Below are 17,110 nucleotides of genomic sequence, written 5' to 3'. Positions count from 1 at the left end.
TAAGTTTAGATGATTCTACTTTATATTGAAAGGGGAGGGCACTTTTTATGTCATTTGAATTCGAAGATCATCACATAATGTTAGTTGCACATCGTGGCTTGGCAATGGATTATCCAGAAAATACTATTATTGCAATTCAAGCTGCCCTTCAAAGCAATGCAGATATATTAGAGATAGATTTACATAGAACGCAAGATGGTCAGTTAGTTGTGTTACATGATGATTCTATTGACAGAACATCCAATGGTAGTGGGAAGGTTAAAGAACAAACACTTAATGATTTAAGAAGATTTGATTATGGCATAAATAGTAGTCCAAGATTTACAAAACAAACATTGCCGACGTTAGATGAAGTATTAACATTAATCAAAGCATCGCCCAAGTTATTATTAATAGAAATGAAGCAACCTAAAAACTATCCTGGCATTGAAAATGATTTAATAGATAAATTAAATCAATATGAGTTAAATAATAATCAAGTGATCATTCAATCATTTGATCAAAAATTTATAAAGCAACTATATCTGAAGCATTATGGTTATCGATTAGGTATTTTAATTAGCAAAAAACGATATTGGTATAAAATGCCATCTTTTAAAAAAATAGCTGAATATGCTGACTATGTTAATCCACACTACGCATTAGTGACGGAAGCGTTTATGAAGAAGGCACATGACTATGGATTGAAAGTAATGCCTTATACCGTTAATGAAAAAAGGCAAGCGATAAAACTGATACGTATTGGTGTAGATGGCCTTATTTCTGACAAACCACATCGCTTATTTTGTTAAGTCAATGATTAGTTTTAAATAAAAGTTTGAGGTATCACTTTATCTGTTCTGTTAATGCGTAGATTTAAATTGGAATATATTATCAAAATTGACATGGTATAGCCATCGAAGTAACTTTTTTAACATGCAGTCTGACAAGTGAAGATAGCTTAGGTTTCAGGATTACCTGAGCTAGCGCTCATGCATAAGTCCCACTAACTCAATAAATTGAGAAGTGGGACTAAAATTTTTACTATTCATGTTAGTTTAGCGATTATTTTCTATCATTTTGTTGTTTAAATGTAGATTGTATTTACATTGCAAAAGTAAGTTTCATTACAGTTATACGTTTATTTTTGTTGGTTAATCCAATCATTTCTTAAAAGTCCCATTACATGACAATCATTATATTTTCCTCGTGTATAGAAATGCTCTTGTAGGGTACCTTCAATTTTAAAGTTTTGTTTTTGGTAAATATGTACAGCTTTTTCGTTCGTAACGTCTACGAATAAATATATTTTATGAAGGTTTAACACTAAAAAGGCATAATCTATAGCCATTTTAAATGCTTGTGAGGCATATCCTTTACCACCATATCCTTCATCCACAATAATTTGAATTTCGCAATTGCTATGTATAAAATCAATTTCTACTAATTCAACGACTCCGATACGTTCAGAATCATTTTCAATAATAAATCTTCTTTCAGATTCATCCAATAGATGTTTTTTATAGAGTGATTGTAATTCACTCAGAGACTGATATGGTTCTTCAAACCAATAAGACATAATGGCATATTCATTATTCAAATGATGTACAAAGTCTAAATCTGTTTCTTCTAAAGCTCTGATTTTCAATGAGAACACTCCTTTTTACTAAATATAAACAAAGTGAAGTAAAAAGTAAAATTGAAAAGCATGCAGAAGGGATGTTATATTTCTCTTTAACATTGAGTGAATGCGATGGCAGACATGAAGAAGTCTTTTAATATGGCAAAGTTTATTAAGTTTTAGTTCAGAAATGATAGATAATGGTTTATTGCATACAAATTAGCATGGAGAAATAAAAAAACACCGACAAAAAATTGTCGGTGTTTGAATATGAAACTTATTATCTTGAGTAGTACTCAACGATAAGTTGTTCATTGATTTCAGCTGGTAATTCACTACGTTCAGGAATGCGAATGAATTTACCTTTTAAGTTGTCTGCATCAAATTCTAAGTAATCAGGTACAAAGTTGTTGATTTCAACAGATTCAGCAATGATATCTAATTTAGCAGATTTTTCACGTACTGAAACTTCTTGACCAGGTTTAAGTGTGTATGACGGAATGTCAACACGTTTACCATCAACTTCGATATGACCGTGGTTAACGATTTGACGTGCTTGACGACGTGTACGAGCTAAACCTAATGAATATACAACTGCATCTAAACGTGCAGCAAGTAATTGCATGAAGTTTTCACCGTGTACACCATGTTGGTTACCAGCGATTTCGAATGTGTTACGGAATTGTCTTTCAGTCATGCCATATAAATAACGTAATTTTTGTTTCTCACGTAATTGTAAACCATACTCTGACATTTTTTTACGTTGGTTAGGACCGTGTTGTCCTGGTGCGTATGGACGTTTTTCTAATTCTTTACCTGTGCCACTTAAAGAAATACCTAAGCGACGAGATTTTTTCCAGTTTGAACCTCTGAATCGAGCCATAAATTGACTCCTCCTTTTTCTCTTTTGTTGTTATGAAAAAACAAAAAAGAGTGTTGTATGCTTAATTGGATATATTGTTTTATGTGTCCTCGCCTCATAGCTACGGTTACACGGCACGCCCACTTTGGGAACAACATAGCGCCAATTAATATACAACTGCTAATTTCGTTTATTCACACAAAGAACATTGTACCATGATATATTAATCTGTCAACAGTCGACTTTCCGTTTGTTTGTGACAAATAAGCATACAATTTATGATAATTGTTGTTCAATGATTTTTACAATCGCTTCTAATCCTTGTTTATCTTCATTATTAAAACGGTTTGTGATAGGTGCATCTATATCTAAAACACCTATTACATTATTATCTTTGTGAATAGGTACTACAATTTCAGATTTACTGTTAGCATCACAGGCAATATGACCAGGAAACGCATTAACGTCTTCTACTAATTGCGTTTTATCTTGGGCAACAGCAGTACCACATACCCCTTTACCAATAGCGATATGTACACAAGCAGGGTGCCCTTGAAATGGTCCGAGAATCAATTCGTTATCTTCTATTAAATAAAAGCCAATCCAGTTAATTTGATCTATTGAGTCATTTAATAATGCAGATATGTTACTTAGTACTGCAATCATATTTGACTCATCTTCAATTAAACTTGAAACTTGTTTTTGTAATAAATCATAATTTGTTTCAGTGACCTCTAGCATAAAAAAACCTCACTTTTTTACTTTTCATTTATTATAAAGACTGTTTTAATAGTAATCAATCAATAGATTTTAGAAGTTTTTCAAATTATCGTTATACATATGATTTAGGTGAGAATGAACTTATGATTAATTTTAAATAATTGAGATGATTCACTCATTTTCTCTTTAATGGGTAGGTATCTTACGTTATAATAAATAGTGATAAAATAGGAGGAGAAAACATATGGTATTGTATGTCATTTTAGCAATTATTGTCATTATACTGATTATTGTCGGTATATTATTCTATATGCGTTCCAACAAAAGCCAAATGATTGAAAAGGCTGAAACGCGTAAATCAAAAGTAGAACAATTACCCTATGATGAAAGTCTATCTCAATTATCTGAGCTAACTTTAACTGGGGAAACAAAAACGACTTATAACAGTTTAAAACAAAATGCATTAGATAGTAAAAATCAATATTTATTGCCAGTAGAAGAAAAAATTCATCAAGCGGAAGGATTACTTGATAAATTTAAGTTTTCACAAGCTCAAACTGAGATTGATGAAGCACATGAACTAATGGATAAATATGAAGAAAACTACAACGAACTTAATTCAAATATTGAAAACATTTTAAATCTACATAAAGAAAGTGACCACCTATATGAAGAATGTAAGGTGGATTATCGTGAAATGAAGCGTGATGTGTTAGCCAATAGACATCAATTCGGTGAAGCGGCTGCTCCATTAGAACAAGAAATTGAAACTTTTGTTCCAGAGATGGAAACATACGAAACACTAAAAGAAGACGGCAACTATAACCAAGCGTATGATCACATCAAAACACTTAATGAAGATATGAATTATCTTAAAAAAGATATGGATGAAATTCCTGAATTAATTAGAGAAGCACAAAAGGAATTACCAGGTCAATTCCAAGATTTAAAATATGGTTGTCGCGATTTGAAGGTCGAGGGTTATGATTTAGACCATGTCAAAATTGATAGCTCATTACAGACGCTTAAAACAGAATTGAGTTTCGTAGAACCGATGATTAGTAGATTAGAATTAGACGAAGCAAATGATAAATTAAATAGTATCAATGATCGTCTAGATGAAATGTATGAATTAATCGAACATGAAGTGAAAGCAAAAAATGAAGTAGAAGAAACAAAAGAAGTCATCACAGATAATTTATTTAGAGCTAAAGAAATGAATTATACATTACAAACTGAAATTGAATATGTGCGTGAAAATTATTATATAAATGAAAGTGATGTTCAAAACGTCAGACAGTTTGAAAATGAAATTCAGAGTATGATTTCAGTTTATGATGAAATTCTACAAGAAATGGCAAAGTCAGCTGTAAGATATAGCGAAGTTCAAGATAACTTGAAATATATCGCAGAACATGTTGATGTTATCAATGAAAAACAGGAAAAATTACAAAATCATTTAATTCAACTTCGCGAAGATGAAGCAGAAGCAGAGGAAAATATCTTGCGTGTACAAAGTAAAAAAGAAGAAGTTTATAGAAAACTCTTGGCATCAAATCTACCAAGTGTACCTGAAAGATTCATCATTATGAAAAATGAAATAGATTACGAAGTGCGTGAAGTAAATAAAAAATTCAGTGTAAGACCGATTCATGTAAAACAACTTAAAGATAAAGTATCTAAAGTAGTCTTACAAATGAATAAATTTGAAGATGAAGCTACAGATGTCCTCGTTAATGCAGTTTATGCTGAAAAATTAATCGAATACGGTAACCGTTATCGTAAAGAAAGTTCAAATATTGATAAAAGTCTTAATGAAGCGGAACGTTTATTTAAAAACAATCGTTATAAACGCTCAATTGAAATATCTGAACAAGCGCTTGAAAGTGTAGAACCGGGCGTTACAAAACAAATTGAATCACAAGTTATCAACTAAATAATAGTAGTCTTTTTCGAGGCTGGAACATAAAAGTGTTCCAGCCTCGAATAATTTGTTGGAAAAGAAGTTCTCACTAACAGATTATTAATATTTAATGGTCATTAAAAATCTACTTCGATCGTGATAAAGAAATTATATTCTAAATATCAATTTCTGTTTCACTCTCTTTTCTTTTTAATAAAAGCGAGTATAATGCTAAAAGGGAAACTTTAAAATATGAAATGAAATCTTGACATAAAACATAAATATGAAACGTTTTTAAAATATAAAATGATATATAATTGGAGTGAAAATATTGATTTATCTTGATAATGCAGCGACAACAAAACCAAGGCAAGACGTATTAGATACTTATTTACAAGTAAATGAGTCGTTATATTTTAATCCTAATAGCCCACATAAAGCAGGTATACAAGCAGAGCAGTTATTACAACAATCAAAAGATCAAATCAAAGCACTATTTAAATTAGAAAAAGATTTTGATATTGTATTTACAAGTGGTGCAACTGAATCGAATAATATTGCAATTAAAGGAATTGCATACAAGAAAAAAGCATTTGCAAATGTCATAATTACATCTGTTTTAGAACATCCTTCTGTTTTAGAGGTGGTACGTTCATTGGAAACTGAGGGGTTCGAAATAAAATATGTAAATATTACAAAAGATGGACAAATTGATTTAGAACATTTGGAATCGTTAATGTCAGACAAAGTAGCACTCGTGACTTGTATGCATGTCAATAATATTATGGGACAAATTCAACCTGTCGAAGCAGTGTCAAAAATTGTTCATCAATACCCTAAAGCACATTTACATGTCGATGCAGTACAAGCAGTAGGTAAAATTGCTTTAAATTTTGAAGCTGCTGACACACTGAGTTTAAGCGGCCATAAATTTCATGGTCTAAAAGGACAAGGCCTTTTATTTGTTCGTAATTTACATCAAATTGAGCCGATTGTGCATGGTGGCGGTCAAGAATATGGACTTAGAAGTGGCACAGTCAATCTTCCTATTGATATAGCTATCGTAAAAGCTTTAAAAGTCGCTGCTAAAGAAAGTACGCAACTGTATGAAAAACTAAGTGAGTTCAATCAGGAAATTATACGATTTTTAAGTGAATTTACTGGTGTGAAAGTTAATTCTCCTAGCGGTGCATCACCACATATTTTGAATGTTGGCTTTCCGGGTGTGAAAGGCGAGGTTTTAGTAAATGCATTTTCAAAATATGATATTATGCTTTCTACTACAAGTGCGTGTTCATCCAAAAAAGCTTCATTGAACGAAGTACTTTTAGCAATGGATATTCCAAAAAAGCAAATAGAAGGCAGTATTAGAATATCGATGGGTGCCAATACTACCACAGAAGATATTCGTAATTTTAAAGAGAAATTTAAGCTTGTATATGAAGAAGTGAAGGAGTTGTTAATATGATTTATGATCACATTTTAGTGAGATATGGTGAGTTGACTTTAAAAGGTGCTAACCGTAAAATGTTTGTTAATAAGTTACGCTCGAATGTCAAACGTGCTTTAATGCCACTGCAAGGGTATAAAGTCAAAGCCAATAGAGATAGAATGTACATTGAATTGTATGAAGGTGCAGATATTGATGAAATGTGTCGACGACTTGAAAAAGTGTTTGGTATTTATTCTATCAGTCCTGTATTGAAAATTGATAAAACAATAGAAGCAGTACGTGATATAGCAGTAAAATTTGCACAAGGTTATACACATGGAGATACATTTAAAATTGATGTCAAACGTTCAGATAAAAACTTTCCGTTTGATACATATCAATTGCAAAAAGAACTCGGTGGGACAGTGTTAAATGCTACTGATAATCTAACAGTAGATGTACATAACCCGAACCACACGATTAAAGTAGAGGTTCGATTAGACGCTATTTATGTATATGATAAAGTAATTTCTGGATCTGGAGGATTACCAGTTGGTACAGGCGGTAAGACATTACTTATGTTATCTGGAGGTATAGATTCTCCAGTAGCTGGTATTGAAGTTATGAGAAGAGGCGTTACTGTAGAAGCCATTCATTTTCATAGTCCACCATTTACGAGCGAAAAGGCTAAGGACAAAGTAATTGAACTTACAAAAATCATGTCCTCTCATGTTGGACCTATCAACTTGCATATCGTGCCATTCACTGCTTTACAAAAACAAATAAACAAAGTAGTACATGAGCGCTATACGATGACTTCAACACGTAGAATGATGATGAGAGTGGCGGACAAGCTTGTGCATGATATTGAAGGCCATGCCATAGTAAATGGAGAGAATTTAGGACAGGTTGCAAGTCAAACCCTTAAGAGTATGTATGCTATCAATCATGTGACATCTACACCAATTTTAAGACCGCTTTTAACGTTGGATAAAGAAGACATTGTGAAGAAAGCTAAAGAAATTGGCACATTTGACGTATCTATCCAACCATATGAAGATTGTTGTACAATCTTTACACCTAAAAATCCTGTGACGGAGCCAGATATTGAAAAAGTGGAAAAATTTGAAACAGTGTATGATTTTGAACCACTTGTACAGGAAGCATTTGAACAAATAGAAACATTAACAATTACGCCAGACTATCAAAGTGAAAAAGATACTGAAACGCAAGTACTGGCAGATGATTTATTTTAACTTTAATTATGAATATTCAATTCCATACAAACAACATTAGCTAATCAGACACAAGAATAAATCAGACAGGGGATGGAATTATGCTAGATTGGGATATTTCGATTGTTCTTATAATTATACTTCTAGGGTTTTTAGCAGCGTTTATTGATGCTGTTGTAGGTGGTGGCGGTTTAATTTCTATTCCAGCATTATTAGCTGTTGGTATGCCACCAGCCGTCGCTTTGGGCACAAATAAATTAGCAAGTTCATTTGGTTCACTCACAAGCGCATTTCGTTTCTTGAGATCAGGTAATGTCGATTTGAAGATAGTAGGAAAGTTATTTCCATCTGTATTTATTTTGGCAATTTGTGGCGCAAGTGTAGCCACATTTCTACCTGCCGAGCTTTTAAAACCACTGGTTATCATTATTTTGACGTTAGTCATGATTTATACATTGGTGAAAAAAGATTGGGGCAATGTACGTACATATACAAAATTGACATTCGGTAAAGCAATTTTATTTGTAAGTATTATGTCGCTTATTGGATTTTATGATGGTTTTTTAGGTGGCGGCACTGGCTCATTTATGCTGTTTATTCTACTTATGTTCGGTTTTGATTTTTTAGGAGCTGCTGGCAATGCAAAAGTATTAAATTTTGCTTCTAACTTAGGCGCTTTAATTTTATTTATGATATTAAATCAAGTTGACTATTTTTATGGTTTGATTATGGCAGTGAGTATGATTTGCGGATCGTATGTTGGGGCGACATTCGCAATTAAAAAAGGTGTCAGTTATGTAAAAACTTTATTTATTGTAGTAACTGCTATTTTGATTATTAAAAATGCTTACGATTATATGATGCAATTAATCAATTGATTATGTTGAAAATTAAACTGTAATACTTCAATGGTATTCGGGTGTGTGCATGTGGCTGAGACAAAAAATGTCTCAGCTTTTTTCATTTTAAAACGATTAGTTTTCTATACCACTCAGATCTTCCTCTTATTTTATTTTTCTTATAAAGGTATACATTGTTTAATTGATTATGTTTAAATTGTATTTGGAACGATTGAAAAAATATTCTGGGAGTGAATACGTTATGTCGAAAAAGAGAATAATAGCAATAGTACTTGCCGTAATAATCGTGCTTGGTGGTATTGTTATGAGTTCGATATCTACTGTGATATCTTCGCTTTTTAGTGAAGATGGCATGTCAGAAATGGATCCTTTTACTGAAACGGTAGAATCAGAAGGTGACAGTTCAAAACGCATTGTACACCTAACTTTAAATGGTGAAATTAGTGAAGGTACCGGTGAAGGATTGTTTGGAAGCTCTGGTTATAATCATGAAGCATTTCTTAAACAGTTGGATAAAGTGAAAAAAGATAGCTCGATAAAAGGTGTTTTATTAACCGTTAATACACCTGGCGGAGGTACATACCCAAGTGATGAAATTTATAAAAAAATTGAAGAAATAAAACATAAGGATAAAAAGGTTTATGTACATATGGATGCGATGGCTGCATCTGGTGGATATTATATTTCTGCTCCTGCCGATAAAATATATGCTGGCCCTCAATCTACTACTGGGTCCATTGGCGTTATTATGTCAAACGTTGATTATTCTGGATTACAAGAAAAACTTGGTATTAAAGAAAATGTCATTAAATCTGGTGAACATAAAGATATTATGAGTAGCTCTCGAGAAATGACTGATGAGGAAAAAGATATTTTGCAATCTGTATTAGATGATAGTTATCAAAGATTTATTAATATTGTTTCAGAAGGTAGAGATATGCCAGAGAAAAAGGTTAAAAAGTTGGCTGATGGACGTATTTATAGTGCACAACAAGCTGAAAAGAACGGACTGATTGATGAAATTGGTTATAACGATAATGCATTAAAAGCACTTAAGAAAGACATAAAAGCAAAGGATGCAGAAGTGTTTAAATATAGTGCAGATGAAGGCTGGTTTAGTTCTATCTATTCAACTAAATCAACACTAGATCAATTCAAAAACGAACTCAGTGATTTGAAATCAATTATAAGCAATGATACAGAAGCTGAACCTATGTATCTATATAAAGGTTAGGTGTATAAAATGGAGCAGTATACAAATGAACAAACATTACAAACAACTCCAGAAAATGATAAATCTGATATAGAAGCAATGTATCAAAAACAATTAGCACAGTCTGTATATGCAGGTTTTGGTATAAGGTTTTGGAGTTTTATTATTGATTTACTCATTATATTTGGTATACGGGGACTGATATTGAAACCGATATATCATTTTACGCATATTGATGAAATTAAGTTATGGATTGAATATTTTAGCCTAGGACACCTTTTAGATGCGCTGGTATTTTATCTATACTTTGTATTATTAACCAAATTTTTCAAGCAAACGATTGGAAAAATGATTTGTAATATTCGGGTAGAACGAATAGATCGTCAATCACTTACATGGTCAGATGTATTGTTTAGAGAGTGGATTGGACGTATTATAAGTGGCGTATTATTTAATTTGCCTTACTTGGTTATTTTGTTTACAAATAAACACAGAGGGATCCATGATATCTTCGCTGACACAGTCGTAATCAGAAATAAATTTGAAAAATTGTTTTATTTAAAAAAATAAAAGTGAACTTTAGTAATCTATGAGTTTATTTTGAGACGATAGATGGGTATACTATGGTAGTAAGAACTATTTAATAGGAGGGCGTGCAACATGGCACAAATTACATTCAAACAAGAACCAGTAACACTATATGGTTCACAAGTAAAAAAAGGAGAATATGCGCCAGATTTTACTGTTTTAGATAATGATTTAAATGAAGTTACTTTAGAAACTTATGACGGTCAAAAAAAATTAATTAGTGTTGTTCCGTCTATAGATACAGGTGTTTGTGATCAACAAACACGTAAATTTAATGAAGAAGCTGCTAAAGAAGATGGTGTAGTTTTAACAATTTCTGCAGACTTACCATTTGCTCAAAAAAGATGGTGTGCGTCAAATGGTTTAGAAAATGTAATCACATTGAGCGATCATAGAAACTTATCTTTTGGTAAAACTTACGGTGTTGTTATGGAAGAATTACGTTTATTAGCACGTTCTGTTTTTGTCTTAGATAAAAACAATAAAGTAGTTTATACTGAAATTGTTTCTGAAGGCACAAATTTCCCAGACTTTGATGCTGCATTAGAAGCTTATCGTAGTCTATAAATTATATAATATTGTCACATGATTATACTAGTAAAACTCATAAAACAGTATCGTTGACATTATAAATTAAACTGTCCATAATTATTTGGTAATATAAGTTAGGGTACTGACTTAATTTCAATTAAATTATGGACAGTTTTTTTAGAAAGGACTTTTAAATGGCACAAGAAGAAACAGTAATGGAACAATTATTTAAGGCACTTGATGAAAAAACCAAATCTTTAAATGAAGAGAATGGTCAAAGTTTCATAGAAAATTTAGGTCTTGCAATGGAAAATATTTATACTAATCAAAGGTCATTGCTGGAACAAGCTACGCTACAAGATAGACGTAAAGCATTTCAATTTGCTTATTTAAATTTAATGCAAAAAGAAGATATTCAAGCAAATCATCAAATTACACCTGATTCAATTGGAATGATTCTAGGTTTCCTTGCCGAGCGTTTTTTAAAAAACAAAGAAGCATTTCATGTCGCAGATATTGCGAGCGGGGCTGGACATTTGAGCGCTTCTGTACATGAAGTATTAACTGAACATACAGTTATGCATCATCTTGTTGAAGTTGATCCAGTATTATCACGTGTGAGTGTACATTTAGCAAACTTTTTAGAAATTCCATTTGATGTTTATCCTCAAGATGCTATCATGCCACTTCCTTTTGAAGACGCAGATGTTGTTATTGGCGATTTGCCAATAGGATATTATCCAGTGGATGATAGAAGTAAAGAAATGGACTTAGGTTTTGAAGAAGGACATAGTTTTTCTCACTATTTATTAATTGAACAAGCAGTAACTGCATTAAAAGCATCAGGATATGCGTTTTTAGTAGTACCTAGTAATTTATTTGAAGGTACGAATGTGAAACAGTTACAAAATTTCATTGCAACAGAAACAGAAATGCAAGCTTTTCTAAACTTGCCATCTACACTGTTTAAAAATGAAAAAGCGCGTAAATCGATACTCATTCTACAGAAAAAAGAAACGAATGTAACAAAGCCTGTAGAGGTTCTTTTAGCTAATATACCTGATTTCAAAAGCCCTCAACAATTTCAAGGTTTTTTACAAGATTTAAATGCTTGGATGATGGAAAATCATCCTGAAAATTAAACTGTAATATTCTTGAATTCTTACTGTATTAATGATTAAATAGATATGGATATAAAAAAACTTAATTTAAATTGGAGGCATTATGCTATGTCAAAATTAATTTTGGCTATTAACGCTGGTAGTTCATCATTGAAATTTCAACTTATTGAAATGCCGGAAGAAAAAATTATTACTAAAGGACTTATTGAACGTATTGGATTAAAAGATTCTGTATTTACTATTGAGGTAGGCGGAGAAAAACACAAATCAACATTAGATATTGCAGACCACGAACAAGCGGTTAATATTATGTTGGAAAGCTTCAAAAAACATGGTGTGATTGATAGCATTTATGATATCGATGGCACAGGTCATCGTGTCGTACATGGTGGCGAATTATTCCCAAATTCAGTATATGTTACAGATGAAGTTGAGGAACAAATTGAGTCATTAAGTGAATTAGCGCCATTACACAACCCTGCAAATTTAATGGGCATCCGTGCTTTTCGCAAATTATTACCAGAAATTCCACATGTAGCTATCTTTGATACTTCATTCCATCAAACAATGCCAGAGAAATCTTATTTGTACAGCTTGCCATACCAATATTATGAGGATTATGGTATTCGTAAATATGGATTCCACGGAACAAGTCATAAATATGTATCACAACGCGCAGCTGAAATTTTAGGCAAACCGATTGAAGAATTACGCATGATTTCATGTCATATTGGTAACGGAGCATCCATTGCTGCAATTGATGGTGGAGAATCTGTTGATACTTCAATGGGATTCACTCCATTAGCTGGTGTTACTATGGGTACACGTTCAGGGAATATTGACCCTGCCTTAATACCATTTATTATGGAAAAAACAGGAAAAAATGCAGAAGAAGTTCTGAATACATTAAATAAAGAATCTGGTTTATTAGGTATTTCTGGTACTTCAAGTGATTTAAGAGATATTATTGATGAGGCAAAAGCAGGTAAAGAACGTGCGCAATTAGCATTAGATGTGTTTGCATCAAGAATTCATAAATATATTGGTTCTTATGCGACGCGTATGCACGGTGTAGATGTAATCATCTTTACTGCAGGCGTAGGTGAGAATTCTGATCCTGTTAGAGCAAAAGTTTTAGAAGGTTTAGAATTTATGGGTGTTTATTGGGATGCTAAGAAAAATGAAGCGATTCATGGCGAAGAAGGTTTTATTAACTATCCACATTCTCCTGTAAAAGTTATTGTTATCCCTACAAATGAAGAGGTAATGATTGCACGTGATGTAGTTAAATTTGGTAATCTTGAATAAATTTGATATCAAAAGTATGATAGTTTAAAATGCACGATAGTTTTTTGACATAGTTTAAGATATAAAACAATGTTCAAAAATTAAAATCTATGATATAAATGTCTAGCTTATCAATAAGAGGGCCAATCCTTAATGTGGATTGGCCCTCTTTAAATTTAAAATATTACGATTTTGATCGTGCATGCTTGCCTGGGGATATGTCTCGAGCCTGTAGTCTCTCGCTCATATCATTCCCCGGGCGTCCGCACATTTCAAAATCACTACAGTTTATATTTTAACTACCTATTTCCCTTTAATTTAGCTGGATATATATGAATTCCAAAATAATAGCTGCTTTTTGTAATTCTTAAGGTTTTATTTCAAATGCAGTAAGGTTCGTTTGTTGTTTTTGATTAAAGTTATTATCTGATATAAGGACTAAACTGTCGTGACCATTTGGCAATTTTGGACCAAAGGACATACCTTCTATATTGTCAATATGTCCGATGTCTTGCTCATTAAGATTTGCAATTAACTGTTTTTTAACCGGTGTTACATGGTTCTTTTGCAGTGATTTGATATTTTTAGTATTTGTTCCGCTTGTGCTATCAATTTTATAAATACGTATATAGTTTTTGAAATTGTTATTTTCATCTTGAACACTGGCACGCTCAAGTACAAGTAATTCCTTTTTATTCAATGTTAAAATTTCAGCAATTCCATTTTCAGCATCTTTATTTTTTCCCGGTTTTTTTGGAATTGGATCCAGATTATAAGGCTTTTCTGAAATAACATCACCTTGACGATTATATTTTGTTAGACGTGTTAAAGCGCCTGATTTTATGGTTGGTAAATGATCATCTTGAAGTAAAGGTGCTTCCATAGAAGTCCAAATATACTTACCATCTTCGGAAAAACTGCTACCTTCTAACGCGAGGTTATTTCTAAATCCATGTTTATTCTGATGTTCCATTTTAATAGGGTTATGGATTTGGAGATTACTAATAAATGTGCCATTTCTAGTAGCTGTCCTTATAAATGGATTGAAACCAAATTCGCGATCGCCTTCACTTGTATAAAGCAGACGTTTATGATTTAAAGGATCAATTCTTATCGACTCAGGGTCAGCAATAACATCATCATGTTGATGCTTATTATATGATTCCTTACTTGGATATTTTGTGCCATTGGGTTGTGTTAAAAAGTGCATTTGCGTGAATTTCACTTTGTTAAATTTATGTTTATTGTAATTGATTTGGGCTTCATAAAACCTAGCTGGATTTTCTTCTGATCGATCGTCACTAATCATTACCCACTTTTTGGACTTAGCATCATAAGAAATACCAGAAAGACCGCCTATTTTTGTATTTTTGAATGATTTATTGTATGGGATGGTTTCTGTGTCAATATATTTTAATTGAGAAGCCGTTTTTTCATTTTTTTCATCATCGGTATAAGCATATGTATGTGTTGACGCAGAAATAAAAAAAGCACTAATTGATAAACTAAGCACCATTATTCTCTTAAACTGGTTCATATCATTTACTCCTTTATGGTATGCCTTAATCTTATTTTACATATTTGATATGAAGTTCAATTAAAGATGATATAACAATTTCTTAACAACTAAATAGGGGATGTTAAGAAGATTAAGAAAAGATAGTTCACACGGATATACAGTGTAAACTATCTTTTTTCTATAGCTGAATGTCTTAACTAAATAAGTTGTACTTTAACGTTAATGTGCTTGGTACTTGGATCTGAATTCATCTGTAGCTACCTGTGGTTGGAAATCTTCAGGAAGTTCTTCTGTACGTACCACCAACACGTCACAAGGAGAGTGACGCACAATCGCTTCTGATACAGAACCTACGATAAATCTTTCAACTGCGTTTAAACCTGATGTACCACACATAATTAAATCTGCATCAACATCAGCTGCCAGTTTTTTAGGTATAATTGCTTTAGGTGAACCAAATTCTAGTCTTGTTTCAACTTCAGTAACACCAGCATTCGTTGCCACTTCTTTATAACCTTTTAATAAATCATCAGAGAAGTTTTTTGACTTTTCAGTAAATTGCGCATCATAAACTTCATAAGAAGAGTAAGTTCTTGAATCAATAACATTTACGATTGTTAGTTTTGAATCATTACGTTTTGCAACTTCTACAGCTTTATTAAATGCCCATTCAGCTTCATGTGATCCATCGACTGCGATTAAAATATTTTTATACGTTAGCATCACAATTACCTCCTTCATCTTCTTGTTTATATTATACCACTATTTACAGAATATTAACATAATTCGCCTTAATACATGTTGTAAAAATACTCTAAACTATGATTGCGCTTTCATATAATACGCGTTACTATAAATTTGGAGGTGGATAAAATGATAATAGGTATTCCGAAAGAGATTAAAAACAATGAAAATAGGGTGAGTTTATCACCAAGTGGTGTACATGCATTAGTAGAACAAGGCCACTCAGTTATTGTTGAAAAATCTGCTGGTTTAGGTTCATATTTTGAAGACGAAGATTATATTACAGCTGGAGCTAAAATTGGTGATGGACCGGCTGAAGTATGGAACGTTGATATGGTTATGAAAGTTAAAGAACCATTAGAAGAAGAGTTCCAATACTTTAAGGAAGGGTTAATACTATTTACTTATTTACATTTAGCAAATGAAAAGAAACTCACACAAGCTTTATTAGATAATAAAGTAATAGGTATTGCTTATGAAACAGTTCAATTGCCAGATAAATCATTACCATTATTAACGCCTATGAGTGAAGTGGCAGGGCGTATGTCTGCACAAATTGGTGCTGAATTTTTACAAAAATATAAAGGCGGTATGGGTATTTTACTTGGTGGTGTACCTGGCGTAGCTAAAGGTCGCGTAACGATTATCGGCGGCGGTCAAGCCGGTACAAATGCTGCTAAAATTGCATTAGGTTTAGGTGCCGATGTAACGATTTTGGATGTTAACCCTAAGCGTTTACAAGAGCTTGAAGATTTATTTGATGGCCGTGTACACACAATTATGTCTAATCCATTAAATATTGAAGAATGTGTTAAGAATAGTGACTTAGTCATCGGTGCGGTATTAATTCCTGGTGCCAAAGCACCAAACTTAGTTACTGAAGACATGGTAAAATCCATGAAAGACGGCTCGGTAATCGTTGATATTGCTATAGACCAAGGTGGTATTTTCGAAACGACTGACCGTATTTCAACACATGACGACCCAACATATAAAAAACATGGCGTTGTACATTATGCTGTGGCTAATATGCCTGGTGCAGTACCACGTACTTCTACTATTGCATTAAATAATGCAACGTTACCTTATGCATTACAAATTGCGGGAAAAGGTTATTTAAAAGTATTACAAGATAATGAACCTTTATCATTAGGTTTAAATACTATTAATGGCGTATTAACCAATAAAGGTGTTGGTGAAGCTTTGAATTTACCATATTCTAATGTGGAAAGTACTCTAAAATAATAAAAATAACAAACAAAAACTGGTAATCTCTTCCATATAGTAGAGGTTACCAGTTTTTAAATTCAGGTTTAATACGATTTCTTAAAATTTAGTGCTCGTGTAATGAGCTTTTAAAATATAATATAGAATTTGATATGTGTATTAAAACAATTATTTAAATTAATAGCATTATAAAATTGATAGTCAATAGTCTTATTGAAATTGTATTGCCATTATATATTGAAATTTTCACAAAGAATATTTGTTACTG

General features: G+C 32.3%; 16 protein-coding genes. 11 read left to right on the top strand and 5 right to left on the bottom strand.

The genetic code is table 11. The annotated features are described in order from the left end of the window. Positions 1–47: 47 nt before the first annotated feature. Positions 48–791: a glycerophosphodiester phosphodiesterase gene (locus tag KA867_RS08905; RefSeq protein WP_210137755.1), complete on the top strand. Its 744-nt coding sequence runs from the start codon at positions 48–50 to the stop codon at positions 789–791. A gap of 329 nt (positions 792–1,120) precedes the next feature. Here the strand turns inward: KA867_RS08905 and KA867_RS08900 are convergent, their stop codons facing one another. The 3 genes from KA867_RS08900 to KA867_RS08890 form a co-directional block, all read right to left on the bottom strand. Beyond that, entirely contained in the window at positions 1,121–1,627 is a 507-nt protein-coding gene (locus KA867_RS08900) for a GNAT family N-acetyltransferase (protein ID WP_210137754.1), read from the bottom strand. A gap of 253 nt (positions 1,628–1,880) precedes the next feature. Next, positions 1,881–2,483, bottom strand: a complete 603-nt coding sequence (gene rpsD, locus KA867_RS08895; RefSeq protein ID WP_019468598.1) for a 30S ribosomal protein S4 — start codon at positions 2,481–2,483, stop codon at positions 1,881–1,883. Between the two features lie 255 nt (positions 2,484–2,738). Beyond that, positions 2,739–3,203 carry a GAF domain-containing protein gene (locus KA867_RS08890; protein WP_210137753.1) on the bottom strand — a complete coding sequence of 155 codons (465 nt, stop codon included), beginning with the start codon at positions 3,201–3,203 and terminating at the stop codon, positions 2,739–2,741. 223 nt (positions 3,204–3,426) lie between these two features. Here KA867_RS08890 and ezrA point away from each other — a divergent pair, with 223 nt between their 5' ends. The 9 genes from ezrA (at position 3,427) to KA867_RS08845 (ending at position 13,373) form a co-directional block, all read left to right on the top strand. Next, positions 3,427–5,118, top strand: coding sequence for a septation ring formation regulator EzrA (ezrA, locus tag KA867_RS08885; RefSeq protein WP_019468600.1), 1,692 nt, complete (start codon positions 3,427–3,429; stop codon positions 5,116–5,118). 298 nt (positions 5,119–5,416) lie between these two features. Further along, on the top strand, positions 5,417–6,553 hold the full coding sequence (locus tag KA867_RS08880) for a cysteine desulfurase family protein (protein ID WP_210137752.1): 1,137 nt from the start codon (positions 5,417–5,419) through the stop codon (positions 6,551–6,553). Continuing rightward, positions 6,550–7,773, top strand: coding sequence for a tRNA uracil 4-sulfurtransferase ThiI (gene thiI, locus KA867_RS08875; RefSeq protein WP_210137751.1), 1,224 nt, complete (start codon positions 6,550–6,552; stop codon positions 7,771–7,773). The genes KA867_RS08880 and thiI overlap by 4 nt, the downstream gene beginning before the upstream one ends. 80 nt (positions 7,774–7,853) lie before the next feature. After that, entirely contained in the window at positions 7,854–8,630 is a 777-nt protein-coding gene (locus tag KA867_RS08870) for a sulfite exporter TauE/SafE family protein (protein WP_210137750.1), read from the top strand. Between the two features lie 223 nt (positions 8,631–8,853). Further along, entirely contained in the window at positions 8,854–9,846 is a 993-nt protein-coding gene (gene sppA / locus KA867_RS08865) for a signal peptide peptidase SppA (protein ID WP_210137749.1), read from the top strand. 9 nt (positions 9,847–9,855) lie between these two features. Next, positions 9,856–10,395, top strand: a complete 540-nt coding sequence (locus tag KA867_RS08860; RefSeq protein WP_210137748.1) for an RDD family protein — start codon at positions 9,856–9,858, stop codon at positions 10,393–10,395. A 90-nt stretch (positions 10,396–10,485) separates the two neighbouring features. Further along, the gene (tpx, locus tag KA867_RS08855; protein ID WP_210137747.1) at positions 10,486–10,980 is read left to right on the top strand and encodes a thiol peroxidase; all 495 of its coding nucleotides are present in this window, start codon (positions 10,486–10,488) and stop codon (positions 10,978–10,980) included. A gap of 158 nt (positions 10,981–11,138) precedes the next feature. Continuing rightward, positions 11,139–12,086 carry a class I SAM-dependent methyltransferase gene (locus KA867_RS08850; protein ID WP_019468607.1) on the top strand — a complete coding sequence of 316 codons (948 nt, stop codon included), beginning with the start codon at positions 11,139–11,141 and terminating at the stop codon, positions 12,084–12,086. Positions 12,087–12,173: 87 nt separating this feature from the next. Then, on the top strand, positions 12,174–13,373 hold the full coding sequence (locus KA867_RS08845; RefSeq protein ID WP_019468608.1) for an acetate kinase: 1,200 nt from the start codon (positions 12,174–12,176) through the stop codon (positions 13,371–13,373). Between the two features lie 346 nt (positions 13,374–13,719). Here KA867_RS08845 and KA867_RS08840 read toward each other — a convergent pair whose 3' ends face one another. Further along, positions 13,720–14,889, bottom strand: coding sequence for an esterase-like activity of phytase family protein (locus KA867_RS08840; RefSeq protein WP_210137746.1), 1,170 nt, complete (start codon positions 14,887–14,889; stop codon positions 13,720–13,722). 201 nt (positions 14,890–15,090) lie between these two features. Next, complete coding sequence (locus KA867_RS08835; RefSeq protein WP_019468610.1) at positions 15,091–15,594, bottom strand: universal stress protein; 504 nt, start codon at positions 15,592–15,594, stop codon at positions 15,091–15,093. Between the two features lie 150 nt (positions 15,595–15,744). Between KA867_RS08835 and ald the strand changes: the two genes are divergently transcribed. After that, positions 15,745–16,860: an alanine dehydrogenase gene (ald, locus tag KA867_RS08830; protein WP_210137745.1), complete on the top strand. Its 1,116-nt coding sequence runs from the start codon at positions 15,745–15,747 to the stop codon at positions 16,858–16,860. The last annotated feature ends 250 nt before the right edge of the window (positions 16,861–17,110 follow it).

This window comes from Staphylococcus sp. GDH8C109P, assembly GCF_017893405.1.
GTDB classification, from domain to species: Bacteria; Bacillota; Bacilli; order Staphylococcales; family Staphylococcaceae; genus Staphylococcus; species Staphylococcus cohnii.
The sequence above is the reverse complement of the archived record's forward strand: the minus strand, read 5'-3'. Positions and strand labels throughout refer to the sequence as shown.